Source organism: Streptomyces sp. NPDC006372, from assembly GCF_040612515.1.
Classification (GTDB): domain Bacteria; phylum Actinomycetota; class Actinomycetes; order Streptomycetales; family Streptomycetaceae; genus Streptomyces.
On sequence record NZ_JBEXQJ010000058.1, the window covers coordinates 1 to 25780 of the forward strand.

Below are 25780 nucleotides of genomic sequence, written 5' to 3' on the forward strand. Positions count from 1 at the left end.
GCCCCCGGCCCCCGGCCCGCCGGCGCCGCCCCGCCGGGTTGGGGGGCTCCGGACGGCCGAGGGGCTCCGGACGGCTGGGGGGCCCGGGCGGTTGGGGGGCTCCGGACGGTTGGGGGGCTCCGGAGGGCCGGGCGGCCGCGGCTCCGGGGAGCCGACCGGGGGAAATCGGGGCCCGGGGGCTTCCGAGGGGGGCGGGGGCCCGGGGCCCGGGGGCTTCCAGGGGCGGGGGCCCCGGGCTCTTCCGGGGGCGGGGGCCCCGGGCTGGGGCCCGGCCGTGTGGGGCCCCAGGCCTGGGAGCTTCCAGAGGGCCGGGGCCCGGGAAGCCGGGGGGCCTGAGGCCGGGGCCCGGGAAGACGGGGGCTCCGGATACCGGGGCCCGGAAGCCCGGGGGCGGATCCGGGGGCTTCGGGTGCCGTGTGGTCGGGTTTTCCACAGGTTCGGTGGCCCTGTTGGCCAATTGTCGGCGTGGTCTGGTTCGCTTGTCGCATGGAGATTCTCTGGGTCCTGATCGCACTGGTCCTGCTGGGCTTCGTGCTGCTCCCCTTCCTGCGGCGCGGGCGCGGTGCGGTCGGCCTGGTCTCGCCCGACCACCCGGACGCCGCGGACCCGGCGAACTACGGCTTCGTCCGCGAGGAGGAGCTCGACATCCGCATGCCCGGCCCCGACCAGGACCTGCTGGACGTCCTGGACGTGGTGCAGCGCACGCAGGACTACCGCGCGGCCCAGCAGCTCCTCGCAGGCACCGAGACGGAGGGCGAGCGGCGCTGGCAGCGCGTGCAGGCCTTCGCGGGTGCGGCATCCCTGGAGCTCCAGCAGCAGCCCGGCGGGGTGGGCGAGTCACCCGGTGGGCAGTGGCTGCGGGTGTGGCGGGCCGAGGCTCCCAAGGACGCGGGCGGCGCGGCGGTGCACGCCGAGTTCCTGGTGCAGCAGGCGTGGCGCACGGCGTCGCCCGGGACGGACGAGTTCCGGATCATCATGGAGGAGGCGAAGGCGGCGTGCGGCGAGGCGGCGCTGCTGTCCCCCGGCGATCCGATCCCGTACATCGTCGAGTTGTCGGTGGCCCGCGGTCTCGGCTACTCGCAGAAGGACTTCGAGCAGCTCTGGCTGAAGATCCTGGACCGCGCCCCGGTCCACATGGGGGCGCATCTGGCCGCCCTGCACTACTGGTGCGAGAAGTGGCACGGCTCCCGTGACCTGGCGTACTCGTTCGCGGAGGCCGCGGCGGCCCGCGCGCCCAAGGGCTCCCTCCTCGCGGCGATGCCCCTCTTCGCGGTGTTCGAGCACCTGCCCGAGGTGACCCTGGTCAGCAGCTTCTGGCAGAGCGAGGTCGTCACCAAGGCGGTCCACGGCGCGCTGCACGCGGTGCACTCGGCGCGCCCCGACGACCCGATGCTGGCGCACGTGCGGCACATGCTGGTCCTCTTCCTGGTCCGCGGCGAGCGCTGGTCGGAGGCCATGAGCCAGCTGGTCCACATAGACGGCCATGTCGGCGCCCTGCCCTGGACGCTGTCCGCCGACCCGGCGGCGGAGTTCGCGGTGTACCGGGCGCTGGCGGTGGCGGGTTACGAGGCGAACGGCGGCAGCCCGGCCAGCCTGCCGCACTGACGCCCGGGTTCGGATTCGTTCCGAGCCTCGGGCCCGCCCCGGTCCTGGCCCGGGCAGGAATTCCCTCCCGTCCTCGCACGTTGAACGTGGCGTCGCCCCTCGTCGGCGATGCCCTGTCCGAGACCGCTGGAGACCGCATGTTCCTGCACAGCCGTACCCCTCAGCTGCCGACCCCCGAGCAGGCGCTGTCCGGCCGCCCGGAGCCGGTGTTCACGGTCCCGGAGCGCCACACCGTCCTCGGCAACCCGCTGCTCGGTCCCTACCCCGAGGGCCTGGAGACCGCCGACTTCGGCCTGGGCTGCTTCTGGGGCGCCGAGCGCAAGTTCTGGCAGCTGCCCGCGGGCGTGTGGACGACCCTGGTCGGCTACCAGGGCGGCTACACCGAGAACCCGACGTACGAGGAGGTCTGCTCGGGCCTGACCGGCCACACGGAGGTCGTGCGCGTGGTCTACGACCCGAAGGTGATCTCGTACGAGAAGCTGCTGAAGACGTTCTGGGAGTCGCACGACCCCACGCAGGGCTTCCGCCAGGGCAACGACGTCGGCACGCAGTACCGCTCGGCGATCTACGCCCACACCCCCGAGCAGGAGGCCGTCGCCAAGTCCTCCCGTGACTCCTACCAGCAGGTGCTCACGTCCTCCGGCTACGGCGACATCAGCACGGAGATCCTCCCGGCGCAGGACCGCCCGTTCTACCCGGCCGAGGGCTACCACCAGCAGTACCTGGACAAGAACCCTGCCGGGTACTGCGGCATCGGCGGGACGGGGGTGTCCTGCCCGATCGGTGTGGCCAAGGCCGACGGCTGAGGGCGGTCAGCGACACCGAGGGACCTGGGGGGCGTCCGTGGCAATAGGGTGCCTGCGTGACTGCCCCCTTGAGTTCCACGAAAGCCCGTGCCGCGCTCCGGATATCCGCGCGGGTCTCCGCCGAGTTGCTGCTCGTCTTCGTGATGCTGGCCGTGGCCCTGTGGCTGCTGGGCCGGATGTGGTCGGTGGTGTGGCCGCTCGTCGTCGGGTTGCTGCTGACCACGCTCACTTGGCCCGCGGCCCGGTTCCTGCGGCGGCGCGGGTGGCCGCCGGCGCTTGCCGCGTCGGTGGTGACCGTGTTGTTCCTGCTGGTCGCCGCGGGTGTGGTGGCGTTGATCGCGGTGCCGGTGGCGTCGCAGTCCGGTCAACTGACCGACGGGGTGGTCGAGGGTATTCAGCGGCTGCGCGAGTGGGCCGCCGGGCCGCCGCTGAACATCGGTGACGCGCAGATCAACAAGGCGTTCGACTCCGCGGTCGCCCGCGCCCAGGAGGGCGTCGGCAGTATGGTGGGCACGGTGGTCACGGGCGTCAGCACCGTGGTGAGCGGTGTGGTCACGGCCGTCCTCGCCCTGTTCCTGATGTTCTTCTTCCTCAAGGACGGGCCGAAGTTCCTGCCCTGGCTGTCCCGGCAGCTGCCCGGGCGGCTCGCCGACGACGTCCCGGTCGTCTTCGCGCGCGGCTGGGCCACGCTCGGCGCCTTCGTACGCTCCCAGGCAGCCGTCGGTCTGCTCGACGCCGTGCTGATCGGGCTGGGTCTGTGGATCCTGGGCGTACCGCTGGTGCTGCCCCTGGCGGTGCTGACCTTCGTCTCCGCCTTCGTGCCGATCATCGGTGCCCTGTTCGCGGGGTTCGTCGCGGTCCTCATCGCGCTCGTCTCCAACGGCCTGACGGACGCGCTGATCGTGCTGGCCATCATCGTGGTGGTGCAGCAGCTCGAGGGGAACGTCTTCCAGCCCATGATCCAGAGCCGGGGGCTCGGCCTCCACGCCGCCGTGGTGCTGCTGGCGGTGACGCTGGGCGGCAGCCTGGCCGGCATCGTGGGCAGTCTGCTCGCCGTGCCCCTCGCCGCGCTGATCGCGGTGGTCTGGAACTACGTGCGGGAACAGCTCGGCGAGCCGCCCGAGGAACCGGACGGCACCGACGAGCCGGACACCGCCGCACCCGTCGTGTCGTAGCGGCCCCGGACTGTCGTGGCGGCCCCGGGCTCCCGGACTGTCCAGCGGGCCCGGGGCTCCCGGACTGTCCAGCGGGCCCGGGGCTCCCGGACTGGCTAGCGGTCCCGGGCTGTCGTAGCGGCCCCGGAAGCGCGAACGGCCCTCCTCAGGTCGCGGGGCTCCTGCTCGCTTGCGAGTCTGCAGGCGAAAGGAGTTCCGCCCCATGGTTCCTGTCGCCGCGTCGCCCGTACGTCTCGAGGCGTCTGTCGACGCCCGGCTGTCCCGATGGTTGTGGCTGGTGAAGTGGCTGCTCGCCATCCCGCACTACATCGTGCTGTTCTTCCTGTGGATCGCGTTCGTGGTCGTGAGCGTCGTGGCGTTCTTCGCCATCCTGTTCACCGCCCGGTACCCGCGGTCCCTCTTCGACTTCAACGTCGGTGTGCTGCGCTGGAACTGGCGGGTCGGCTACTACGCCCACACCGCGCTCGGCACCGACCGGTACCCGCCGTTCACCCTCGCCGACGTGCCCGACTACCCGGCCCGTTTCGACGTCGTCTACCCCGAGCGGCTGTCGCGCGGCCTGGTGCTGGTGAAGTGGTGGCTGCTGGCGATCCCCCAGTACATCGTCGTCGGGATGTTCCTGGGCGGCGGCTGGGGCTGGGGCGGGGAGCACGGGAACGGCTGGCGGGGCGGTGGGCTGATTCCCTTCCTCTCCCTGGTGGCGGTGGTCGTCCTGCTGTTCACCGCCCGCTACCCGCGGCACCTCTTCGACTTCCTGCTCGGCCTCGCCCGCTGGTGCGCGCGGGTGGCCGCCTACGCCGCGCTGATGACCGACCAGTACCCGCCGTTCCGTCTCGACCCGGGCGGGCAGGAGCCACCCGCCCAAGAGCCCCTGACAAAAGCCTGATTCCACAGCGGAAGCGTTTCTTCCCGCTCGGTGCTCCTCCTACGCTCCTGCGCATGACGGTCAGACGAGCCTTACAGATGATCATGGTCGTCGCCCTGGCCCTCGCGGGGGCGGTCCAGGGCGGAGTGAGCTCCGCGCAGGCCGAGGACGGCGGGCGGCAGCTGCTGTTCTACAACCACGCCTACGGTGTGTTCGACCGGGAGACCGCGGACGCCGTCGAGCACTCCCCCTATCTGCGCGACTTCGCCAATTTCCAGGTCCGCACGACCACCGGCGCCGGCGGCCAGACCTGGACCGGCCGCTATCTGATGGGCCGCGAGACCTACCTCGAGCTGTTCGGGGTCGGTGATGTGCCGGGCAAGGACGGCACCCTGGGCGCCGCCGGGATGGGCGTCTCGGCCGAGCAGGCGGGCGACCTGGCGACGGTGACCGAGCGCCTGCGCGAGCTGGGGATCAGCGATCCCGTCGAGTTCCAGCAGACCCGCGACTTCGGGGACGGCGTCCCCGTGCCGTGGTTCGAGGCCGTCCTCACCACCGAGGAGTACGACCTCTTCAACGCCTGGGGGTCGGAGTACCGGCCGGAGTACTTCGCCGACCCGCGCGGCAACACCGAGCCCGCCGCCTACCCGGGAGACGTGGGCCGGGAGCGCTATCTGTCCGACGCCTACCGCGACCACCTGATGCGCGACGTGACCGGCATCCGCCTGGCCGTCACCGCGGGGGACCTCGCCGACACCGTGCCGCTGCTCAAGGCCGGCGGGTTCGCCGTACAGTCCCTGCCGGGTGGGGGCGTCGTCGCGAAGGGGGGCGGCACCACGCTCCGGTTCGACGCCGTGCCCGCCGAGCAGGCGGGGCTCCGGCAGGTCGAGATGTCGCTGAACCGGCCGGTGTCCCACCGGCACGTGGAGCGGATCGGCCACTCGGACCTCGTCGTCGGCCCGGGCTCCCGTGCCGTGTGGACCTTCGGCGACCAGGACCGCCCGACCGACACGAACCACACCAACCCGGCCGACACGCACCCGGCCGCCGGGAACCCGACCGGCACCGACTAGCCCAGCCTCTCCGCGAGGAACTCCTCCCAGGTCCGCTTCCCCGCCTCCGCCCCCTCCCCCGCCGCCGACAGGTTCGCCCCCGCCCGGTACGCCCGCCCCGCCTTGCCGGGGATCCGCACCGGCAGCATCGGGCGGCGCCGGCCGCTGTGGCGGAGGTAGGGGCGGGCCAGGGCGGCGAGGTCGTAGAGGTGCGGGCCGACCAGGTCGGGGACGAGGCCGGACGGCGCGCCGAGGGTAAGCTCCGCGAGGCGGGCGGCGACCTCGCGGGAGTCGACCGGCTGGAGCCTGAGGCCGCCGGGGACCGGGAACACCGGCAGCTTCGCCATCTTCTCGACCATGGTCAGCGCGAGGTCGTGGAACTGGGCCGCGCGCAGGGTCGTCCACGGGATGCCCGAGTCGGCCACGGCCCGCTCCGACTCCAGCTTCGTCCGCATCCAGGCCAGCGGGACCCGGTCCGCGCCGACGACCGAGACGTAGACCAGGTGCCGTACGCCGGCCCGGGACGCGGCACGCACCAGGGTGCGGGTCGCCTCGTCGTCGCGTTTGGGGCCGCCCGCCAGGTGCAGCACGGTCGCCGCGCCGTCGACGGCGGCCTCGACACCCTCGCCCGTGAGCAGGTCGCCGGCGATGTGGTCGACGCCGTCCGTGCCGGTGCGCGGGTGCCGGGTGAGGATCCGGACGTCGTGGCCACAGGCGCGCAGCAGCGGGACGACGTGGCCGCCCAGAGTGCCCGTTCCGCCGGTGACCAGGATGGTGGATGTCGTCATGACTGCTCCCAGCTCTTCGTCTCGCCTTCGCTTTCGCCTTCGCCGCTATGACGGTGGGCGGCGCGGTGATGTGACAGGCGGACGCGCGAGCCGGGGCGTGCGGAAGATCAGCCGCCGCTGCCGTACGGCCGAGTGATGATCTCCAGGCGGTGGCCGTCGGGGTCGTCGAAGTAGGTGCCACGGCCGCCGTCGTGGTGGTTGATCTCGCCGGGGCGACTGTGGAACGGGTCCGCCCAGTACGTGAGACCGGCCTCCTGGATCCGGGCGAAGATCTGGTCGAACTCGTCCTCCGAGACGAGGAAGGCGTAGTGCTGCGGCGTGATGGCGCCGGGGCTGTCCATGTAGTCGAGCGTCACGCCGTTGGAGATCTCGACCGGGAGGAACGGGCCGTAGGGCGGGCTCACTTCGAGTCCCAGGAGGTCGGCGAGGAACCGGGCCGAGGCGCGCTTGTCGTGGGCGACGACGATGGTGTGGTTCAGCTGCACGGTCATGGCGGAGCTCCCCTCCAGAACCACGATACTCCGGCACGAACTGAGGCATACCTCACCTCGGTCCGTGCCGGAGCAGCCGTAGGGGGGCGTCAGATCGTCGCGGTGTCGATCACGAAGCGGTAGCGCACGTCGCTGGCCACCACACGGTCGTAGGCCTCGTTGATCTGGTCGCCGCGGATCAGCTCGATCTCGGAGCCGATGCCGTGCTCGGCGCAGAAGTCCAGCATCTCCTGGGTCTCCGCGATACCGCCGATCATGGAGCCGGCGAGGCTCTTGCCGCCGCCGATCACCGAGAAGAGGTTCAGGGAGATGGGTTCCTCGGGAGCGCCGACGTTGGCCAGCGTGCCCTCGGTCTTCAGCAGCGAGAGGTAGGCGCCGAAGTCGAGCGGCGCCGAGACCGTGGAGACGATCAGGTCGAAGGTGCCGGCCAGCTCCTCGAAGGTCTTCGGGTCGCTGGTGGCGTAGTAGTGGTCGGCGCCCAGGCGCAGGCCGTCCTCCTGCTTGCGCAGGGACTGCGACAGCACGGTCACCTCGGCACCGAGCGCGTGCGCGATCTTCACGCCCATGTGGCCGAGGCCGCCGAGGCCGACGATGGCGACCTTCTTGCCGGGGCCGGCGCCGAAGCGCTTGAGCGGGGAGTAGAGGGTGATGCCGGCGCACAGCAGGGGCGCGGCGACGTCGAGGGAGAGGCCGTCCGGGATGCGGACGACGAAGTTCTCGTCGACGACGACCTTCTGCGAGTAGCCACCGTAGGTGGGCTCGCCGTCCTTGCCTATGCCGTTGTACGTGGGGATGTTGCCCTGGACGCAGTACTGCTCGCGGCCGGCCTTGCAGTTCTCGCACTCGCGGCAGGAGTCGACCATGCAGCCGACGCCCACGCGGTCGCCGACCTTGAACTTGGTGACGCCCGGGCCGACCTCGGAGACGACGCCGGCGATCTCGTGGCCGGGGACCATCGGGAAGATCCCCTCGCCCCAGCCCTCCTGGGCCTGGTGGATGTCGGAGTGGCAGATACCGGCGAACTTGATGTCGATCAGGACATCGAACTCGCGGACCTCGCGGCGCTCGATGGTGGTGCGCTCCAGCGGAGCCTTGGGTGCGGGTGCGGCGTACGCGGCGACAGTGGTCATGCTGGGGTTCTCTCCTAGCAGGTTCCGTGCCCGGTTGCCTTCGGGATCTTTCTGACCGGGCACGATCCCCAGCGTGCCTGAGCCGCGAGCGGTTACCCAGACCACGGTTTTGCGTACGCACAGCGTGCGTACCACTGGCGGGGTCAGGCTCATGTGCGTACGACCGTGAATACTGGGTGGCATGGACGAACAGCCCGAACCCGTACAGGAGCCCGCACCGGAGGCCGGCGGGGGCCTGGACCGGCGTGCCGAGCTCAGCGAGTTCCTGCGCACCCGGCGTGCCCGGCTGAAGCCGGAGGACGTGGGGCTGCCCGACTTCGGGCGGCGCCGGGTCCCGGGGCTGCGCCGCGAGGAGCTGGCCCAGCTGGCCGGGGTGTCCGTGGCGTACTACACACGGCTGGAGCAGGGCAACGGGAACAACGTCTCGGCGGAGGTGCTGGACGCGATCGCGCGCGCCCTGCGGCTGAGCGACGCCGAGCACGCCCACCTGACGCACCTGGCGAAGCCGAAGCAGCACAAGAAGAAGCCGGTGGCACGGGCCCAGCAGGTCCGGCCGGCGCTGCGGCACCTGCTGGACTCGATCGACAGCGTCCCGGCGTACATCGTCGGCCGCCGCTCGGACGTCCTGGCCTGGAACCGGATGGCCGCGGCCCTCTTCGGGGACTGGGCGGAGCTGCCGCCGGCGGAGCGCAACTGGGCGCGGCTGGTGTTCCTGCGGCCCGACTACCGCGACCTCTTCGTCGAGTGGGACCAGAAGGCCAAGGACATGGTCGGCTACCTGCGCATGGACGCGGGCTGCCACCCGGACGACCCGCAGCTGTCGGCCCTGGTCGGCGAACTGTCGGTGAAGAGCGAGGAGTTCCGCCGCCTCTGGGCCGCGCACGACGTCAAGGAGAAGAGCTACGGCGTCAAGCGCATGCGGCACCCGCTGGTCGGCGACCTGACCCTGTCGTTCGAGACGTTCCGCCTCGTCGACGACGCCGAGCAGTCCCTGATCACGTACCACGCGGAACCGGGCACCCCGTCGGCGGAGGCGCTGCGCCTGCTGGCGAGCTGGGGCGCGGACGCGACGCGCTCCGGCACGAGGGCGTCGACCTCGTCGGAGTGAGCCCTCCCCGGGCCTCCGCCAGGCCCGCCGGAAGCCGAGGCTCCCGGCGGGCCGGCAACGGACGTGTCCTACGGCCTACTTGCCGTAGTACGCGTTGTAGATCGAGATCGTCGACTTGTTGCCCTTCTTGTCGGCGATCTTGGCGTGGAAGGAGATGGCCTTCCCCTTGTCCGGGTTCTTGACGGTGACCTTGCCGTTCTTGACGGTGAGCTTCTTCCAGGTCTGGCCGTAGTCGTACGACACGTACACCGACAGCGACTTCAGGTTGCTGCCCTTGGCCGCGCCCTCGACGGTGACGGGGATGCTGACCGTCTTGCCGGCCGGGACCTTGCTGTCCAGCCCTGTGGCCGCGTTGAAGCGGGCCGTGGAGGCGGGCAGCTGCTTGAGGTCGGCGGTCTTCTTCGAGCGGAACGTCCAGCTGGCGTCGATGCGGGTGGAGGCCGCCGCGACCTTGACGCTGCGCTTGACCGACGTGGTCAGCTTGTACTCGGCGTCGCCGGCCGGGACCTTGAACCTCTTCTCACCGAACAGCGGGTCGTCGTTGCTGCCGACCTTCGTGCCGCCCCGGTAGAGCGTCGTGTCGACCGAGGAGAAGTTCGAGTAGCCCACGTTGCCCTTGCCGTCGGCGAACAGCGGCAGCGAGCCGAAGATCTCGTCGCCCTCGCGGAAGACGCCGAAGTCCTTGTTCAGACGCGGCTGGAAGACGGCCGTGTTGACGGTCTTCGAGTAGGTCTTGCCGCCCTTGAACTTCAGCCCCTCACCCAGCGTGTAAGCGGCCTCGGTCTCCTCGTCCGGACCACCGTACTGCTCGTAGTCCAGCTGCCAGGCCACGCCGCCCCCGGTGGACAGGTGCAGGGTCCGGGTGCCGGGCACCGCCTGCGGGACGGTCATCGAGGTGGCGCCACTGCTCCACGGCAGCCAGCCGACGGCGGTGACCGCGCCCCGCTTGCCGCTCGCCGCCGCGCCGAGACCGACCTTCACAGTGGCGAGTTCGCCGGCCTTGTACTGCCGGTTGTACCCCGTGGCGAGCTGCTTGACCGCGCCGCCGCCGGTGACGGCGTACTCCTCCTTGTCGCCCTTGACCCAGTGCCCGTCCCACTGCTGGGTCAGCGAGCCATCGGTGACCTGCGGACCGACGTGGGCGGTCCGGAACCCGTCGAGTGACGAGACCCCCCAGCCGTAGCCGTAGATGCCGTCGCCCGCCTGCACCGCGAAGTCCGCGGAGAGACCGTCCAACTTGGCTCCGGCGTCCGGCACGGTGATGTTCACCGGCTTGGCCTTGCGGGCGTCCAGCGTGATCGTCGTGTTCTTGGTGACGTTCAGCTTGGGCTGGGCCAGCCAGTCGACGCCCTCGAACTTCTCCGGGTCGTCACTGACGTAGACGCTCGTGTTGAGGACGTAACCACCCTTGGGCACACGGGTGGTGACGGTGCCGTCCTCCTCGTAGGGCATGAACGACTTGTCCTGGCCCAGGCCGGAGACGCCGTTCAGGTCGGCGCTGTAGTTCTTGGTCGCCTTGCCCGCGCGGTCGAGGAACTTCAGCGTGACGTCGTACGACTCGACCTCGCGCTGCACCGCCGCGGCCGTGCGGACGGTCTGGCCGTCGCCCGTCGCCGTCACGTACGCCGAGTAGGCGCCGTCGACGTTGCCGCCCAGCTTGGTGTTCACGGTGACCGGGACGGAGGCCTTGCCACCGGCCGGGACGGTCACCGAGGTGGCGCCGAGCTTGAAGAAGCCGGCCGGGGCGGCCTGGCCCTTCGGGTTGGTGGCGGTCGACGTCAGCTTCAGCGTGACGGCCTTGGTACCGAGGTTGCGGTACGTCAGCTCCTTGGTGACCGGCTTGTCGTCGGTGTGCGGCCACTGCTGGACACCGAAGCTCACCGATCCCGGCTGGGCGATCACGGACTGCTTGATGGCCTTGTCGACCTGGATCCGGCCGGAACCCTGCTCGAACGGGGTGTACTTGCCGCCCTTGGTGGAGCCGGTGAGGGCGCCCTTCAGCTCGGCGTACTTCCACTGCGGGTGCTGCTGCTTGAGGATCGCCGCCGCGCCCGCCACGTGCGGGGTCGCCATCGACGTACCGGAGATCGTCATGTAGCCGGCCGGGTTCTCACCGACCTCGGCGGCTATCTGGTTACCCGGGGCGGAGGCCGCGGTGATGTCCACGCCGGGCGCGGTCACGTCCGGCTTGAGGGCGCCGTCCATGCCGGGGCCACGGCTGGAGAAGTCGGCCAGCTTGTCCTTGTCGTCGACGGCGCCGACGGTCAGGGCCGCGGCGGCGCTGCCCGGGGAGCCGATGGTCTGCTCGCCGAAGTCGCCCTCGTTGCCTGCGGCGATGGCGAACAGGACGCCCTTCTCCTCCGACAGCTTGTTCACCGCCGCTTCCAGCGGGTCGATCTCGGGCGAGTCGCCGCCGCCCAGGCTCATGTTGATGACGTCGGCGCCCTCCGCGGCGGCCCACTCCATGCCGGCGAGGACCTCGGAGTCGCTGCCGTAGCCGCTGTCGTCGAGCACCTTGCCGTTGAGGATCTTCGCGCCGGGCGCGACGCCCTTGTACTTGCCGCCGGACTTCGCGCCGGTGCCGGCCGCGATGGAGGCGACGTGCGTGCCGTGACCGTACTTGTCGGAGGCGTCGGGCGACGTGGTGAAGTTCTTGGCGCCCATCACCTGCCCCTTGAGGTCGGCGTGGGTGCCGTCGACGCCGGTGTCCAGGACGGCGATCTTCACGCCCTTGCCGTCGTAGCCTGCGGACCACGCCTTGGGCGCGCCGATCTGCGCGACGGACTTGTCGAGGCTGGCCTTGCGGACGCCGTCGAGCCAGACGTGCGCGATGCCGGAGGCCGTACGGTCGCCGTTGGTGACCGCGTCCCACAGCTCGGGCGTGTCCTCCTGCGGCGTCTGCACCGCGTCCGCGTTCAGGGACTTCAGGGAGTGGCTCAGCCGGCCCGCGTCGCGGACGTCGGCCTTGGTGGTCGCGGCGCCGCCCCGGTAGCCGACGATGACCTTCAGGCCCTTCTTCTGGGCCTTGCGGGTCGCTGACTTGTTGAGCTCGGTGACGTCGAAGAGCCGCTGGTCGAGCTTGCCGGTGGCGACCAGACGGGCCGCGTCGGCCGGGATCACGAGGGTGCGGCCGTCGAGCTTGCGGACCTGGACGGGTATGTCCTCGCGGCCCTTGGCCCGCTCAAGGCCGACGACCCGGCCCTTGGCGTCCAGTACGACCCGGTCGCCGGTGATCAGCGTGACGCGGGACTTGGCGGTGAAGGACGCCGACTTGGCGGTGGCGGCCGGCTGTTCGCCGTTCGCCGACGCCGGGCTGGTCATACCCGCCGCCAGGGCTACGGCTGCCGCTGTGGCGACCGTGGCCGCGCACGCCTTTTTCACTTGTCTGCGCAAGTTTCCCCCTTGCAGAAGTACCGGGTGAATTCCCCGTTCACCCGGCCGGGGGTGGTCTCGCACGCTTGCCCGTACGCCCCCGGAATACGCAGTATGCCCCGGGGGTGATCAGCTGCTCAATGAGTTCGTGAGTACTTCGGGATTTTGATCCTCTTTCAGTGCGAAGAAGACGCGAGCCGCCGCCCGGTCCCCTTCCGGGGCGGGCGGCGGCTCGTCCGTGTGCGGCTGAGGAAGCGTCAGGCCGCCGAACCGGCCTTCCACTGGGCCCAGTCCATGTTCCAGCCGTTGAGTCCGTTGTCCGGCGCGACGGTCTTGTCGCCGGTGTTCTGGACGACCACCACGTCACCGATCATCGAGTTCTTGAAGAACCACGCGCCCGGGGTGTTCGGGTCGTTCGCGCCCTTCGCATCCTGGAGACCGACGCAGCCGTGACTGGTGTTCACGTTGCCGAAGATGGACTTCGCGCCCCAGTAGTTGCCGTGGATGAAGGTGCCCGAGCTGGACAGGCGGATGGCGTGGGGCACGTCCTTGATGTCGTACTCGCCCTTGCCGTCGTCGTCGGTGAAGCCCACGGTCGCGCCGTTCATGCGCGTCTCCTTGAACTTCTCGGACATCACCATGGTGCCCTCGTACGTCTTGTTGTCCGGCGACCCGGCGGAGATCGGGATGGTCCGGACGACCTTGCCGTCCTGCGTGACCTTCATCTGCTTGGTCTTCGCGTCGACGTACGAGACCTGGTTGCGGCCGATCTTGAAGGTGACCGTCTTCTGCTGGACGCCGAAGACGCCCTTGGCACCCTCCACACCGTCGAGCGCGAGCTTCAGCGTGACGGTGGAGCCTTCCTTCCAGTAGTCCTCGGGACGGCAGTCCATGCGGTTGGCGTTGAACCAGTGGCAGGCGACCTCCTGGCCGCCGGTCGTGCTGACCTTGATGCCCTTCTGGACGGCGGCCTTGTTGGTGATCGCCTTGTCGAAGTTGATCGAGACCGGCATGCCGACGCCGACGGTGGTGCCGTCGTCCGGCGTGAAGTTGCCGATGAAGCTGTTGGCCGGGGAGACGGTGGTGAACGAGGCGTTCTCGTGGGCGACGCGCCCGTCGGAGTCCTTCGCCTCCGCCGCCAGCTTGTAGGTGGTGGACCGCTCCAGCTGCGTGCTGGGCTTCCAGCTCTTCTTGTCGGCGGATATCTGGCCGTCGACCTCGCTGCCGTCGTTCGTCGTCATCTTCACGTCCGTGAGCGTTCCCTTGCTCACGGTGACGGCGGCGGAGTTGTTGATGGAGGCGTTGTCGGAGCCGTCCTCCGGTGTGATCTTGATCTGCGCCTCGGAGGTCTTCTTGGCCGCGGCTTCGTCGACCTTCGACTGGGAGCTGTCGCCGTCGCTCCCGGAGGCGTTGTCGTCGCCGCCGGAACACGCCGAGAGCACCAGCACTCCGCCGAGCAGTGCGGACGCGACCGTCAGGCCCTTGCGCCGCTTACTGACCGTCATCACACGCTTCTCCATCGTTGCCGATTTCCCCAAAACCCCGAGTCCCCGTCAGGTCCAAGTGCCCCCGTCGGAACTCGTGAGTCCTCGCCGGGCTTCGTGAGTCCTCGCCGAGAACCGTCGAGTCCTCACCGAGAACCTTCAACGCTACGACCGGTTCGTCCGGTTCCCCATGTGACGCAGGTGTGGGGAGCAACACGTCCGCGGCGATCCGCGGGGCGGTGCGGGTGTGGTCGGTGCGTCACCTGAGACGCGAAAACCCCGGACGACGGTTGCCGTCCGGGGTCAGGTGATTCCCGAACAGCCTCAGCCGCCGTTGTCGTCCTCCTCCACATCATCCTCGTCGAGGTCCCAGTCCGGCGAGTCGGGGTCGTACTCGATCCGCTCGCTGCTCCAGGAGGCCTGCTGCAGTTCCACCCCGGGCACCCGGCTGACCAGGTCGAACGGGTCCACGAGGTAGGCGAGGGCCTCGGCGGTGTCTTCGGTCACACTGCTCTCGGCGTGGGCCCGCTCCGCGACCGGCAGCCCCTCGTCGTCGGCGAGCCGGCGCAGCGCGGACTTGGTGACCACGTCAGCGTCCTCCACCTCGACGACGAGTTCCACCCGAAGCCGTACAAAACGTGATGTCTCTGGAGTGCTCATCCCGGGAGGGTAAGGCCAGGAGCTCCCGTGACTTTCCCGTGACCCGCCACTTTCACTAACATCGCCCCACACGGCCAATTCACCAGTGCCACAAGGGGATCGATATTCCGTGTCATCCGCTCGCCGTCCCTTGCTGACCGCCACCGCCGCGGCGACCCTGTTGGGCGCCCTGTGGTTCGTCCCGTCCGCCAACGCGACGTCGGACTCACCGGTGAGAGACGCGGTCTCGGCGAGCCCGTCGCCGCAGGTCACGGAGCAGGCGCGGATCGCGGCGACGACCGCGGACGACTCCGTCACCGGCACCCGTCTCGCCGACACGGGCAGCTTCGACACCACCCCGTACGTGGTCGGCGGCACCCTCTGCCTCACGCTGGGCGCGGGTTTCGTCGTGTACTCGGTCCGCCGGGAACGGCTCGGTTTCTGACGTCACGCGCCGGGGTCCCGCCGGCGGGCGGGGCCCCGGTTGCCGCCTGCTCCTGCCGGAGAACTACTGGAGCGGCCCGGTGACCGTCTCCACGGCCGCGAGCAGCCGCCCGTCGCGCACGAACGCGTCCGCGGCAGCCAGGTCGGGCGCCAGGAAACGGTCCGGTCCGGGACCCTGAACTCCCGCTTCCCGTACGGCTGCGATGACCGCCTGCGTCGCGGGCGCCGGGGTCAGCCCCTCGCGCAGCTCGATGGCGCGCGTGGCCGCGTACAGCTCGACGGCGAGGACACGGGTGAGGTTGTCGACGGCCGTGCGCAGCTTGCGCGCCGCCGACCAGCCCATCGAGACGTGGTCCTCCTGCATCGCGGAGGACGGGATCGAGTCGGCCGAGGCCGGTACGGCGAGCCGCTTCAGCTCGCTCACCAGCGCGGCCTGCGTGTACTGAGCGATCATCAGACCCGAGTCCACACCGGCGTCGTCGGCGAGGAACGGCGGCAGGCCGTGGCTGCGGTTCTTGTCGAGCAGCCGGTCGGTGCGGCGCTCGGCGATGGAGCCGAGGTCGGCGACGGCGACGGCGAGGAAGTCCAGGACGTAGGCGACGGGCGCCCCGTGGAAGTTGCCGTTGGACTCCACCCGGCCGTCGGGCAGCACGACGGGGTTGTCCACCGCCGAGGCCAGCTCGCGGTCGGCGACCAGCCGGGCGTGGGCCATGGTGTCCCGCCCGGCACCGGCGACCTGCGGGGCGCAGCGCACCGAATAGGCGTCCTGGACGCGCGGGGCGTCGTCCTGGTGATGCCCGGTCAGACCCGAACCCTTCAGCACGGCGGCCATGTTGGCGGCACTGGCGGCCTGTCCCGGGTGCGGCCGGATGGCGTGCAGCTCGGGGGCGAGGACCTTGTCGGTGCCGAGCAGGGCCTCCAGCGACAGGGCGGCCGTGACGTCGGCGGACCGGTAGAGCGTGTCCAGGTCGGCCAGGGCCATGACCAGCATGCCGAGCATGCCGTCCGTGCCGTTGAGGAGGGCGAGGCCTTCCTTCTCGCGGAGTTCGACCGGCTGGATGCCGTGCGCGGCGAGGAGTTCGGCGGCCGGGCGTACGGCACCGTCGGGGCCCTCCGCGTCCCCCTCGCCCATGAGCGCGAGCGCGCAGTGGGACAGCGGGGCGAGGTCACCCGAGCAGCCGAGGGAGCCGTACTCGTGCACGACCGGGGTGATACCGGCGTTGAGGAGGTCGGCCATGGTCTGTGCGACCTCGGGCCGTACGCCGGTGTGCCCGGAGCAGACGGTCTTCAGCCGCAGGAACATCAGGGCGCGCACGACCTCGCGCTCCACCCTCGGCCCCATCCCGGCGGCGTGCGAGCGGACGATGTTGCGCTGGAGCTGTGCGCGCAGTTCCGGGCTGATGTGCCGGGTCGCCAGGGCGCCGAAGCCGGTGCTCACGCCGTAGACGGGGTCCGGCTTGGCCGCCAGCGCGTCCACGATCTCGCGGGCCGCGGCGAGGGCGGCCACCGCCTCCTCGGAGAGCTCTACGCGGGCGCCGCCGCGCGCCACGGCGAGCACGTCGGACGCCGTCACGCCGGACGCCCGCCCGTCGCCCACCACCACCCTTTCAAGGCCGCGCTTCGCGCCTTCCCCACTCACCACAGTGTGCATATCCATATTCAGGAGCGTACGCAGTGAATTCGATGATGTCACCACTGGGGACGGGCTGCGCCCCTTACCGATACGTCACACCGGTCCGGGCCGCTCCCTACGGCGCGTGCCGCCCACGGAACCTCCGACGCTCACCGTCGGCCTCCCTGGACGGCTCGTCCGCGAGCCGCACCACCGGGTCGTCGGGTCCGGCCCGCCCGGCGACGACCGGCCGGGTGGCCCGCTCGGCCTTGGCCCGGTACTGGGCGGCGTCGGCCAGCCGGAACAACCGGCGCGCGGACGATACGGGCCCGATCGGATCGTCGGTGGAGGCGACGCCGCAGGCCACACCGTCCCCGAGCTCCAACTCGGCCGCCCGGCGGCACAGTTCCCCGGCCGCCTTCACGACCTGGTCGGCGGCGGGCCCGACCGCGAGCAGACAGAACTCGTCCCCGCCGAGCCGCGCCGCCAAGGCCCCGGGCAGCATGGCCCCGCACAGCGACAGCACCGACCCGAAGCGCTCCAGCAGCCGGTCGCCGGCGGCGTGCCCATGGGTGTCGTTGACCCTCTTGAGCCCGTTCAGGTCACACACCACGAGACTGACGACGGTCCCGTCCCTGCGATGCCGCTCGATCGCCCGCTCCAGGCGTACGTCCACGGCACGACGGTTGGCGAGCCCGGTCAGCGCGTCGGTGTACGCGAGGCGCCGGGCCTCCTCCAGCCGCTCGGTCTGGGCGAGACCGGCGGCGACCACGGAGGCCAGGACGGTGGCGAAGTCGGCGTCGGCCCGCTCGAAGACGGGCTCGCCGGCCGGCCGGGCCACGTACAGCTCGCCCCAGGCCCGGCCGTGCAGCACGATGGGCGCGACCACGCAGCAGCCGCGGCCCCTGCGGCGCAGGGCGGCGACGCGCTGGTGGCAGTAACCGGGGCGGCGCCCGGCCGCGGGGCCCTCAGCGGTCTCCACCCACGCGTCGGGCTCCCCGCCCCCCGCCCACTGCTCGTGCAGGAACTCCGTGATCTCCGCGAACTGGTGCACCGGGTAGGCCTCGTCCTCCGGGAACTCCTCCTCCCCTTCGGCCAGCTCACCCACGTTCACGAGGACCTTCAGCCGTCCGATCTCCCGCTCCCACACCGACAGCGCGGCGAAACTCCCACCCAGCGCCCGGCACGCCCCGGCAGCCGCCGCACGCCACGCCTCACGCGACCCGTGCGCGGCCGCCATCCCCTGAGCCAACGCGACGACGGCCACCAGCCGTCTGTCCTCACCCATCACTCCAGGCTAGGGAGTTTCCAGCCAGACTGACCTGTTTACGACGCGAACGGGGCGGCTGGAATCTGCGGAGCCCGCATAGCTGCGGGCAGTCGTGCCGCTGGGGCGATGGGGGTCCCCCCTGCTCGAGCGAAGCCGAGAGCTTGGGGGAGGGTGGGCGCAGCGGCACCCCGCTACGCCGGGCTGTGCACCCACCCTCAGCACCAACGCCGAGCACCCGACAACGAACCCTCAGCTCACTCCCCCGGCCACACCGGCTTCCGCTTCTCGTTGAAAGCAGCAACCCCTTCCGCCCGATCCCCGGAAAACGCCACGGCCCGCCAAGCAGCATCCTCGATCTCCAGCCCGGCCCGCAGCTCCAACCCCTGCCCCAGCCGCAGCGCCCGCTTCGCCGCCCGCAACCCCACCGGCGAGTTCCCCGCGATCCGAGCAGCCAGCTCCAGCGCCGCCTCCCGGTCCCGCCCCTCCTCCACCACCTGATCGACCAACCCCAACTCCCCCGCCTCGGCCGCCTCCACCCGCCGCGCCGAGAAGATCAGCTCCGCCGCCCGCGCGGCCCCCACCCGCCGCGGCAGCAACTGCGTCCCCCCACCCCCGGGAATCACCCCGACCGACACCTCCGGCAACCCCACCACCGCCGTACGGTCCGCCACGATCACGTCGCACGCCAGCGCCAGCTCGAACCCACCCCCCAGCGCGAACCCGTGCACCGCCGCCACCGTCGGCACCGGCAGCTCCAGCACCCCGGTGTACGCCCCCCGGGTCACCGGCCGCTGCCGCACCAGCTCCGCGTCGCTGAACGAGTTCCGCTCCTTCAGGTCGGCCCCCACACAGAACGCCCGCTCGTGCGTGGAGGTCAGCACGACCACCCGCACCTCCCGGTCCGCCCCCAGCGCCGCGCACGCCCCGGCCACGGACCGCGCCATCTCCGTCGACACCGCGTTCATCGCCTTGGGCCGGTCCAGGACGAGCTCCGCGACATGCCCCTGCTCGTGCCGCCGCACCAGCACGAACTCCCCGAACCGTTCCTCACTCATGGCACCCTCCGGTTAACGCGGGTTAACAACATGGTCGCCCCGATCATCGCAGCGGGCACCCCACCCGCGAAAGACCGGACGCGACCAGCCCCCGCCCACCCGTTCGAGTGACATCACCCCAACTCCGACCCAATAGCCCATGGGAGCGCATAGCGTGCGTCCGCCACGGCGCACAGGGGGCGGGCGCATCGGGGAGGGAACAAGATGACGACGAACACGCCGACGCGGCCACAACGGGACACCCCGTTCCACGACACGGCCCCGCCCTACGAACCGCCCCGTCCGGAAACCGGCCTGTTCCCCGCTCGCGCCCGGGGCCGGCACCGCAGGCCCCGCCCCCGCAAGGCCCTGCTCGCCGCCGGCGGCCTCGCGCTGGCCGCGGGCGCCCTGAGCCTCGTACGCCTGACCTCCGGCCCCGGCCCCGGACCCGACGGCGTCGGCACCGTCGAGGCCGAACCCCGCCCGGACCCCGTCACCACCGCCACCGACCCGGCCACCGGCACCGCCGTCACGACACCCGCCGCTCCCGACGCGGGCCCCTCGTCGCCCACCGCCCTGGGCGGCCTGACCCCGTCCCCCGGCACCCGCGGCCCCGCGGCGGCCCCGTCCGCCGCATCCGCGACGACCGGCTCCCGAGCGACACGTACAGGTACAGGTACAGGTACAGGTACGGCCGCCACTCCCCCGCCCACCACCATCCCCGTCACGACGAACACCCCGGCACCGACGTCACCGGGCACCGCCCCACGCCCGGCCCCGGCTCCCTCGTCCCCGAGCCGGCCCGCACCGGCCCCGACGCCCGAGCCCGACGAATCAAAGAAGCCGAAGAAACCACACGACCCCGGCCTGTGCGTCCCGGTCATCGGCCTGTGCGTGGACACTCCCGGCGACCGCGAGTGACGACCATGCCGGTCCTGTCAGCCGCCGTCCCGCCGCGTGAGCAGCCAGGGCTCCACGACGCCCAGCCCACGCACCGGCCGCTGCCACATCGGCTGCAACGCGAACCGGTACGCCGGCGGCTCCTCGCCCTCCTTCTCCGCAGCCGCGGCCTCCTCCGCCGCCTCGGCCTCCGAGGCCGGGGCGTCCCGCGTGCGGATCAGCTCCTCGGCGAACGCGCTGTCCACGAGAACGGCGTCCTTCGGGGCTATCGAGGTGAGCCGGGAGGCAAGGTTCACGGTCGTACCGAAGACATCGCCCATCCGGGTGGTCACCGTGCCGAACGCCATGCCGACGCGCAGCTCCGGCATCGTCTCGTCGTACGCCATGGTCTCGATCAGGCGCAGGGCGATCTCGGCGGCCGTGCCCGCGTCGTCGGCGGCGTACAGCACCTCGTCGCCGAGGGTCTTGATCAGCCGTCCGCCGTTCGCGGCCACCAGGTCGGCGGCCGTGGTCTCGAAGGCCTCGACCAGTTCGCCGAGCTCCTCCTCCTCCATCCGGCGGGTCAGCCGCGTGAACCCGACCAGGTCCGCGAAACCGACCGCGAGCCGCCGGTCGACCATCTCCTCGTCGTCAGCGGCCTGCACGACCCGTCCGGCCGAGGCGGCCAGCTGCCGCCGCCAGACGTAGACGAGGAACTCCTCCAGCTCGGGCAGGAGCAGCTCGACGATCGGGTACGTCACCTCGGTGCGCGTCATGCCCGGCTCGGGTGGCTCGGTCAGCCCCTCCAGGAAGGAGTCGATCTGCCACTCGGCGAGCCGCGCGGTGGTCTGCCCGGTGGACCGGGCCACCTGCACGGCCATCGCCTCGCTCAGCAGCCCCGCCTCGACGAGACCGGCGAGGCGCCGCAGCGCGAGGACGTCCGCCTCGGTGAGCGCCTTGGCCTGCCCGATGTCGGCGAAGCCCATCGCCCGCCAGAAGCGGGAGGCCAGTTCCATGGAGACACCGGCGCTGCGGGCAGCCTGAAACGGGGTGTAGCGGCGCTCGGCGCCCAGGATGAGCCCTTCGAGGCGCAGGGCGAGCGGATCCTCGCCGGAGTCGGCGCCCTGCGCGTCCTCGCCGGAACCCGAGTCGTCGACGGTCACGCGTGTTGCCCTTCCGATCTGTCACGGTCATGTATCGACCGGCCTCAACTCTACGGCAGGTGTGCGCCAGCTCACTCCGTCAGGGCCAGCCGGGGGTGGTGCCAGCCGGACGGGCTGCACACACCTGCCCCGCACCCAGCTGGGGCGCCTTCGGCACCCCGCTACGCCGGGTTGCGGTCCCACTCGCCCCCAGCTCACACCGGCCTCAGATGCACGATGTCCCCGGCCCCCACCGGCTCCTGCACGCCCTCCCCCGTAGCCAGCACCAACCGCCCGTCCCCATCCACCGCCACAGCCTCCCCCACAACCGCCCGATCCCCCGGCAGCTCCGCCCGCACCACCCGCCCGAGCGTCGCGCACCCCGCCGCATATGCCTCCTGCAACCCGCACACCCCCGGGTCACCCCCCGCCGCACGCCACTTCCCGTACCACTCCTCCAGAGCCCGCAGCACCCCGCGCAGCAGCGGATCCCGGTCCGTACTCACCGCCCCGGCCAGCCCCAACGACCCCGCCGTCGGCACGGGCAGCTCGTTCTCCTTCAGCGTGACGTTGATGCCGACCCCGATGACGACCCCGCCGTCACCGGCCCGCTCGGCCAGAATGCCCCCGGCCTTGCGCTCGTCCCCCTCAACCGTGACCAGCAGGTCGTTCGGCCACTTCAGCGCCGTGTCGACCCCGGCCGTCCGGGACAACCCCGTCGCCACGGCGACCCCCGTGAGCAGCGGCAGCCACCCCCACCGCTCGACCGGCACCTCGCCGGGCGTGAGCAGCACGGAGAAGAAGAGGCCGGACCTGGGCGGTGCCGTCCACTGCCGGTCCAGGCGTCCGCGGCCCGCCGTCTGCTCCTCGGCGACCAGCACCGCACCCTCCGCTGCCCTGCCCGCGGCCGCCCGGGCCACCAGGTCGGAGTTGGTGGAGCCGGTGCGCTGCACCACGGCCACCTCCGTCCACAGCCCTCCCTCCCGCACCAGGCCCCGGCGCAGGGCGGTGACATTGAGGGGCGGGCGGCCGAGGTCGGACCATCGGCTCGACCTCGGCTCACGGGGCCCGTTGGGCGGGTTTCCGTCTTCACCTGGTGGCGTCTTCATGCAAGCCACCCTAGGTTTGACATCCTCCATCCCGCAGAGGGAGTGGATTCCAGCCCGGAAGGGCTGAGGTTCACAGGCGCTCGGCCACTCCGTGGCGTCGCCTCTCCGGCGTGTCCCGCCGCGACGCCTTGATCGTATGCGCCACGTCGGCCGCCGCGCCGTCGATTCCGTAGATCTCATCGGCGTTCCTGGGAAGGCAGGGACGGTGTGGTAAACACCGCACTGCCGATCCGGAGGCACCCCACTAATGTACGGATGAGTATCCGTCCCCCCTTTTGAGCAGGCAGGGAGCCGCATCCCGATGTCCGAGCCGGAAGAGCAGCAGCAGCCTGACATTCATACGACCGCGGGCAAGCTCGCGGATCTGCAGCGCCGTATCGAGGAAGCGACGCACGCCGGCTCCGCACGCGCCGTCGAAAAGCAGCACGCCAAGGGCAAGCTGACAGCCCGTGAGCGGATAGAGCTCCTGCTCGACGAGGGTTCCTTCGTCGAACTCGACGAGTTCGCCCAGCACCGCTCCACCAACTTCGGCCTGGAGAAGAACCGGCCGTACGGAGACGGTGTCGTCACCGGGTACGGCACGGTCGACGGCCGCCCCGTCGCCGTGTTCTCGCAGGACTTCACCGTCTTCGGCGGGGCCCTCGGCGAGGTCTACGGACAGAAGATCGTCAAGGTCATGGACTTCGCGCTGAAGACCGGCTGCCCGGTCATCGGCATCAACGACTCCGGCGGTGCCCGCATCCAGGAGGGCGTCGCCTCGCTGGGCGCCTACGGCGAGATCTTCCGCCGCAACACCCACGCCTCCGGCGTCATCCCCCAGATCAGCCTGGTCGTCGGCCCGTGTGCGGGCGGGGCCGTCTACTCCCCGGCCATCACCGACTTCACGGTCATGGTCGACCAGACCTCGCACATGTTCATCACCGGCCCCGACGTCATCAAGACCGTCACCGGCGAGGACGTCGGCTTCGAGGAACTGGGCGGCGCCCGTACGCACAACTCGACCTCCGGTGTGGCCCACCACATGGCCGGGGACGAGAAGGACGCCATCGAGTACATCAAGCAGCTGCTGTCGTACCTGCCGTCCAACAACCTCTCCGAGGCACCGGTTTTCCCCGAGGAGGCCGACCTCGAGATCACCGACGAGGACCGCGAGCTGGACGCGATCGTCCCGGACAGCGCGAACCAGCCGTACGACATGCACGCGGTGATCGAGCACGTCCTGGACGACGCCGAGTTCTTCGAGACGCAGCCGCTGTACGCGCCGAACATCGTCACCGGCTTCGGCCGGGTCGAGGGCCACCCGGTCGGCATCGTCGCCAACCAGCCGACACAGCTCGCCGGGTGCCTGGACATCAAGGCCAGCGAGAAGGCGGCCCGCTTCGTGCGGACCTGCGACGCCTTCAACGTCCCGGTCATCACCTTCGTCGACGTCCCCGGCTTCCTGCCCGGTGTCGACCAGGAGCACGACGGCATCATCCGGCGCGGCGCCAAGCTGATCTACGCGTACGCCGAGGCGACCGTCCCGCTCATCACGCTCATCACGCGCAAGGCGTTCGGCGGGGCGTACGACGTCATGGGCTCCAAGCACCTGGGCGCCGACCTCAACCTCGCCTGGCCCACCGCCCAGATCGCCGTCATGGGCGCCCAGGGCGCGGTCAACATCCTGCACCGCCGCACCCTGGCCGAGGCGGAGGCGAGTGGCGAGGATCTGGAAGCGGTCCGGGCCCGGCTGATCCAGGAGTACGAGGACGCCCTCCTCAACCCCTACGTCGCGGCCGAGCGTGGGTACGTCGACGCCGTGATCATGCCGTCCGACACGCGCCGGCATGTCGTACGGGGCCTGCGTCAACTGCGTACGAAGCGGGAATCCCTGCCTCCGAAGAAGCACGGCAACATCCCCCTCTAGCACGGCCGAGCCCAGGAGGCCCACATGACGATCAAGGTCGTACGGGGCAACCCGACCCCGGAGGAGCTGGCCGCCGCCCTGGCGGTGGTCAGGGCCCGCGCCGCGGCGGTGGCCGAAACGCCGCCCGGCGCACCCGCCGCCCGCGACTCCTGGTCCGACCCGTCCCGCATCGCCGCCCACCGCCTGCCCCAGCCGGGGCCGACGGCGTGGGGCCGCACCTACTGGCCGGGGTGAGATCGCTTTTCGGGGGCACGGGGAACCGTGCCCCCGACGGCGCGCCGATTTGAGTATCCCTACTCAGGCGCCCCCGCCCCGCCGGGCCGCACGCTGGTGTCATGCTGTGGTCCGACCCCGAGAACGAACCGCCCGAAGAACTGCGTGACATGCAGAACATGCTGCGGCGGCTCGGCGTTCTCATGGCGTTGGCCATGGTCTGCGCGATGCTCGTGATCGGTGTCCGCTGACGCCGATACGCTGAACGCATGACAGATCAGCCGCGCCGCCGACTCGTCCTCGCCTCCCAGTCCCCCGCCCGGCTGGGACTGCTCCGCCAGGCCGGGCTCGCCCCCGAGGTGATCGTGAGCGGCGTCGACGAGGACGCCGTCACCGCCCCCACCCCCGCCGAACTGGCGCTCGCCCTCGCCGAGGCGAAGGCCTCCGTCGTGGCCGCCCGTCCCGACGTCGGGGGCGCGATCGTGATCGGCTGCGACTCGGTGCTGGACCTCGACGGCCAGGCACTCGGCAAGCCAGCGGACGCCGAGGAGGCCACCGCCCGCTGGAAGGCGATGCGCGGACGGGCCGGGACCCTCCAGACGGGCCACTGCGTCTACGACACGCTCACCGGCCGGTACGTCTCGGCCACCGCGTCCACCGTCGTCCACTTCGGCGACCCCACCGACGAGGAGATCGCCGCCTACGTCGCCTCCGGGGAGCCCCTCCACGTCGCCGGGGCGTTCACGCTGGACGGCCGCTCGGCCCCGTTCATCGACGGGATCAAGGGCGACCACGGCAACGTGATCGGCATCAGCCTGCCCCTCGTCCGGCGGCTGCTCGCCGAGCTGGGCGTCGGCATCACGGAGTTGTGGGCGCCGCCGGAGCGGTGACCGCGGACCCGTCGCCGTCCGCCCCGTCCTCGGGCGCGGCGTCGGCGGGCTCGGCCGGAAGGTCGTACGTCATCAGCAGCAGCACGATCAGGCCGAGCACCAGCACCATGAACACGAACGCGGGCCAGCCGACGGGGCCCCAGGTGACCGCGCCCAGCAGCCCGTGCACGACCGCCGCGCTGATCAGCAGCATCCGCCCGAAGCCGACCGGGGGCCGGTCCCGCAGGGCCACCAGCAGGGCGACCAGGGCGCACAGCGCGAAGTAGAGGCCGAAGACGACCCCGCCGAGCTTCGACGACATCGACATCATGTGCGGGTCGAGCCCGGCCAGGGACATGTCCTGCCGGTCGACCACGACTCCGAGGAACCAGTTCAGCGCGGCGACACCGAACGCCTCGCCGAACAGCACCACCGCCACGACCCACGCCACCGGCCTGCGCACCACCGGGCCACCCACTTACCCCTAGTACGTTCAAGACATCGCGAACGCTACTGACAGGTAAACCCAGGGACAAGGGTTCTGCGGCGGGCAAAGAATCATTGGGCCATTCGTAGGGACTCCACAAAGAAACAGAGTGGCCCGCAGCACGTGATGACAGAGACCTTGACCACAGGAGCGGGCTAGGGTTTCCCGGAGGAGTACTGCGTACCGCGGTGCGACAAGGGATTTCGCGGGTCGAACGAGCCTCGCATCACGCTCCGTGTGGGCAAGCTCACCACTGGGGACGGGTCGAAGTGCCGTGTCGGCAGTCCCTAAACTCGGCTT

24 protein-coding genes are annotated in these 25780 nt (G+C 71.1%); 12 read left to right on the forward strand and 12 right to left on the reverse strand.

The genetic code is table 11. From position 1 onward, the window contains the following. Window positions 1-486: 486 nt before the first annotated feature. The 5 genes from ABZ016_RS40935 (at window position 487) to ABZ016_RS40955 (ending at window position 5524) form a co-directional block, all read left to right on the forward strand. Window positions 487-1605, forward strand: coding sequence for a hypothetical protein (locus ABZ016_RS40935; protein ID WP_356921865.1), 1119 nt, complete (start codon window positions 487-489; stop codon window positions 1603-1605). Between the two features lie 137 nt (window positions 1606-1742). Beyond that, complete coding sequence (gene msrA, locus ABZ016_RS40940; RefSeq protein ID WP_356921866.1) at window positions 1743-2411, forward strand: peptide-methionine (S)-S-oxide reductase MsrA; 669 nt, start codon at window positions 1743-1745, stop codon at window positions 2409-2411. 56 nt (window positions 2412-2467) lie between these two features. Next, on the forward strand, window positions 2468-3586 hold the full coding sequence (locus tag ABZ016_RS40945) for an AI-2E family transporter (protein ID WP_356921867.1): 1119 nt from the start codon (window positions 2468-2470) through the stop codon (window positions 3584-3586). 202 nt (window positions 3587-3788) lie between these two features. Further along, window positions 3789-4472, forward strand: coding sequence for a DUF4389 domain-containing protein (locus tag ABZ016_RS40950; RefSeq protein WP_356921868.1), 684 nt, complete (start codon window positions 3789-3791; stop codon window positions 4470-4472). Between the two features lie 77 nt (window positions 4473-4549). Next, a complete protein-coding gene (locus tag ABZ016_RS40955) occupies window positions 4550-5524 on the forward strand; it encodes a DUF5829 family protein (protein WP_356921891.1) in 975 nt (324 codons plus the stop codon). Here the strand turns inward: ABZ016_RS40955 and ABZ016_RS40960 are convergent. The 3 genes from ABZ016_RS40960 to ABZ016_RS40970 all read right to left on the reverse strand — a co-directional run bounded on the left by ABZ016_RS40960 (window position 5521) and on the right by ABZ016_RS40970 (window position 7912). Continuing rightward, window positions 5521-6291, reverse strand: a complete 771-nt coding sequence (locus ABZ016_RS40960; RefSeq protein ID WP_356921869.1) for an SDR family oxidoreductase — start codon at window positions 6289-6291, stop codon at window positions 5521-5523. The genes ABZ016_RS40955 and ABZ016_RS40960 overlap by 4 nt on opposite strands. A gap of 107 nt (window positions 6292-6398) precedes the next feature. Next, entirely contained in the window at window positions 6399-6782 is a 384-nt protein-coding gene (locus ABZ016_RS40965; RefSeq protein ID WP_356921870.1) for a VOC family protein, read from the reverse strand. Window positions 6783-6871: 89 nt separating this feature from the next. Further along, window positions 6872-7912 (reverse strand): NAD(P)-dependent alcohol dehydrogenase, encoded by a 1041-nt coding sequence (locus ABZ016_RS40970; protein WP_356921871.1) that lies wholly within the window; start codon window positions 7910-7912, stop codon window positions 6872-6874. 181 nt (window positions 7913-8093) lie between these two features. Here ABZ016_RS40970 and ABZ016_RS40975 point away from each other — a divergent pair, with 181 nt between their 5' ends. Continuing rightward, window positions 8094-9020 (forward strand): helix-turn-helix transcriptional regulator, encoded by a 927-nt coding sequence (locus ABZ016_RS40975; protein ID WP_356921872.1) that lies wholly within the window; start codon window positions 8094-8096, stop codon window positions 9018-9020. A 75-nt stretch (window positions 9021-9095) separates the two neighbouring features. Here ABZ016_RS40975 and ABZ016_RS40980 read toward each other — a convergent pair whose 3' ends face one another. From ABZ016_RS40980 to ABZ016_RS40990, 3 genes are all read right to left on the reverse strand, one after another. Beyond that, window positions 9096-12341, reverse strand: a complete 3246-nt coding sequence (locus ABZ016_RS40980; protein WP_356921892.1) for a S8 family peptidase — start codon at window positions 12339-12341, stop codon at window positions 9096-9098. 308 nt (window positions 12342-12649) lie between these two features. Continuing rightward, window positions 12650-13897 (reverse strand): Ig-like domain-containing protein, encoded by a 1248-nt coding sequence (locus ABZ016_RS40985; protein WP_356921873.1) that lies wholly within the window; start codon window positions 13895-13897, stop codon window positions 12650-12652. 303 nt (window positions 13898-14200) lie between these two features. Then, the gene (locus ABZ016_RS40990; RefSeq protein ID WP_356921874.1) at window positions 14201-14497 is read right to left on the reverse strand and encodes a hypothetical protein; all 297 of its coding nucleotides are present in this window, start codon (window positions 14495-14497) and stop codon (window positions 14201-14203) included. A gap of 148 nt (window positions 14498-14645) precedes the next feature. Here ABZ016_RS40990 and ABZ016_RS40995 point away from each other — a divergent pair, with 148 nt between their 5' ends. Continuing rightward, complete coding sequence (locus tag ABZ016_RS40995; RefSeq protein ID WP_356921875.1) at window positions 14646-14960, forward strand: hypothetical protein; 315 nt, start codon at window positions 14646-14648, stop codon at window positions 14958-14960. A 63-nt stretch (window positions 14961-15023) separates the two neighbouring features. On the opposite strand, the gene hutH is transcribed toward ABZ016_RS40995, so the two are convergent. The 3 genes from hutH to ABZ016_RS41010 all read right to left on the reverse strand — a co-directional run bounded on the left by hutH (window position 15024) and on the right by ABZ016_RS41010 (window position 18896). Continuing rightward, the gene (gene hutH / locus ABZ016_RS41000) at window positions 15024-16610 is read right to left on the reverse strand and encodes a histidine ammonia-lyase (protein ID WP_356921893.1); all 1587 of its coding nucleotides are present in this window, start codon (window positions 16608-16610) and stop codon (window positions 15024-15026) included. 97 nt (window positions 16611-16707) lie between these two features. Continuing rightward, window positions 16708-17859 (reverse strand): sensor domain-containing diguanylate cyclase, encoded by a 1152-nt coding sequence (locus ABZ016_RS41005; protein ID WP_356921876.1) that lies wholly within the window; start codon window positions 17857-17859, stop codon window positions 16708-16710. A 236-nt stretch (window positions 17860-18095) separates the two neighbouring features. Continuing rightward, on the reverse strand, window positions 18096-18896 hold the full coding sequence (locus ABZ016_RS41010) for an enoyl-CoA hydratase-related protein (RefSeq protein ID WP_356921877.1): 801 nt from the start codon (window positions 18894-18896) through the stop codon (window positions 18096-18098). Window positions 18897-19100: 204 nt separating this feature from the next. Here ABZ016_RS41010 and ABZ016_RS41015 point away from each other — a divergent pair, with 204 nt between their 5' ends. Further along, window positions 19101-19796 carry a hypothetical protein gene (locus ABZ016_RS41015; RefSeq protein ID WP_356921878.1) on the forward strand — a complete coding sequence of 232 codons (696 nt, stop codon included), beginning with the start codon at window positions 19101-19103 and terminating at the stop codon, window positions 19794-19796. Window positions 19797-19813: 17 nt separating this feature from the next. Here the strand turns inward: ABZ016_RS41015 and ABZ016_RS41020 are convergent, their stop codons facing one another. Together ABZ016_RS41020 and ABZ016_RS41025 are read right to left on the reverse strand one after the other, a co-directional pair. Next, window positions 19814-20917, reverse strand: a complete 1104-nt coding sequence (locus tag ABZ016_RS41020) for an adenylate/guanylate cyclase domain-containing protein (RefSeq protein WP_356921879.1) — start codon at window positions 20915-20917, stop codon at window positions 19814-19816. Between the two features lie 194 nt (window positions 20918-21111). Next, window positions 21112-22005, reverse strand: coding sequence for a biotin--[acetyl-CoA-carboxylase] ligase (locus ABZ016_RS41025; RefSeq protein WP_356921880.1), 894 nt, complete (start codon window positions 22003-22005; stop codon window positions 21112-21114). Between the two features lie 301 nt (window positions 22006-22306). Here ABZ016_RS41025 and ABZ016_RS41030 point away from each other — a divergent pair, with 301 nt between their 5' ends. From ABZ016_RS41030 to ABZ016_RS41045, 4 genes are all read left to right on the forward strand, one after another. Further along, window positions 22307-23911 carry an acyl-CoA carboxylase subunit beta gene (locus ABZ016_RS41030; protein WP_356921881.1) on the forward strand — a complete coding sequence of 535 codons (1605 nt, stop codon included), beginning with the start codon at window positions 22307-22309 and terminating at the stop codon, window positions 23909-23911. 24 nt (window positions 23912-23935) lie between these two features. Then, a complete protein-coding gene (locus ABZ016_RS41035; protein ID WP_356921882.1) occupies window positions 23936-24145 on the forward strand; it encodes an acyl-CoA carboxylase epsilon subunit in 210 nt (69 codons plus the stop codon). Between the two features lie 101 nt (window positions 24146-24246). After that, window positions 24247-24375 carry a hypothetical protein gene (locus ABZ016_RS41040; protein WP_356921883.1) on the forward strand — a complete coding sequence of 43 codons (129 nt, stop codon included), beginning with the start codon at window positions 24247-24249 and terminating at the stop codon, window positions 24373-24375. 18 nt (window positions 24376-24393) lie between these two features. Beyond that, a complete protein-coding gene (locus ABZ016_RS41045) occupies window positions 24394-25014 on the forward strand; it encodes a nucleoside triphosphate pyrophosphatase (RefSeq protein WP_356921884.1) in 621 nt (206 codons plus the stop codon). Here ABZ016_RS41045 and ABZ016_RS41050 read toward each other — a convergent pair. After that, a complete protein-coding gene (locus ABZ016_RS41050) occupies window positions 24983-25459 on the reverse strand; it encodes a hypothetical protein (protein WP_356921885.1) in 477 nt (158 codons plus the stop codon). The genes ABZ016_RS41045 and ABZ016_RS41050 overlap by 32 nt on opposite strands. Window positions 25460-25780 lie beyond the last annotated feature (321 nt).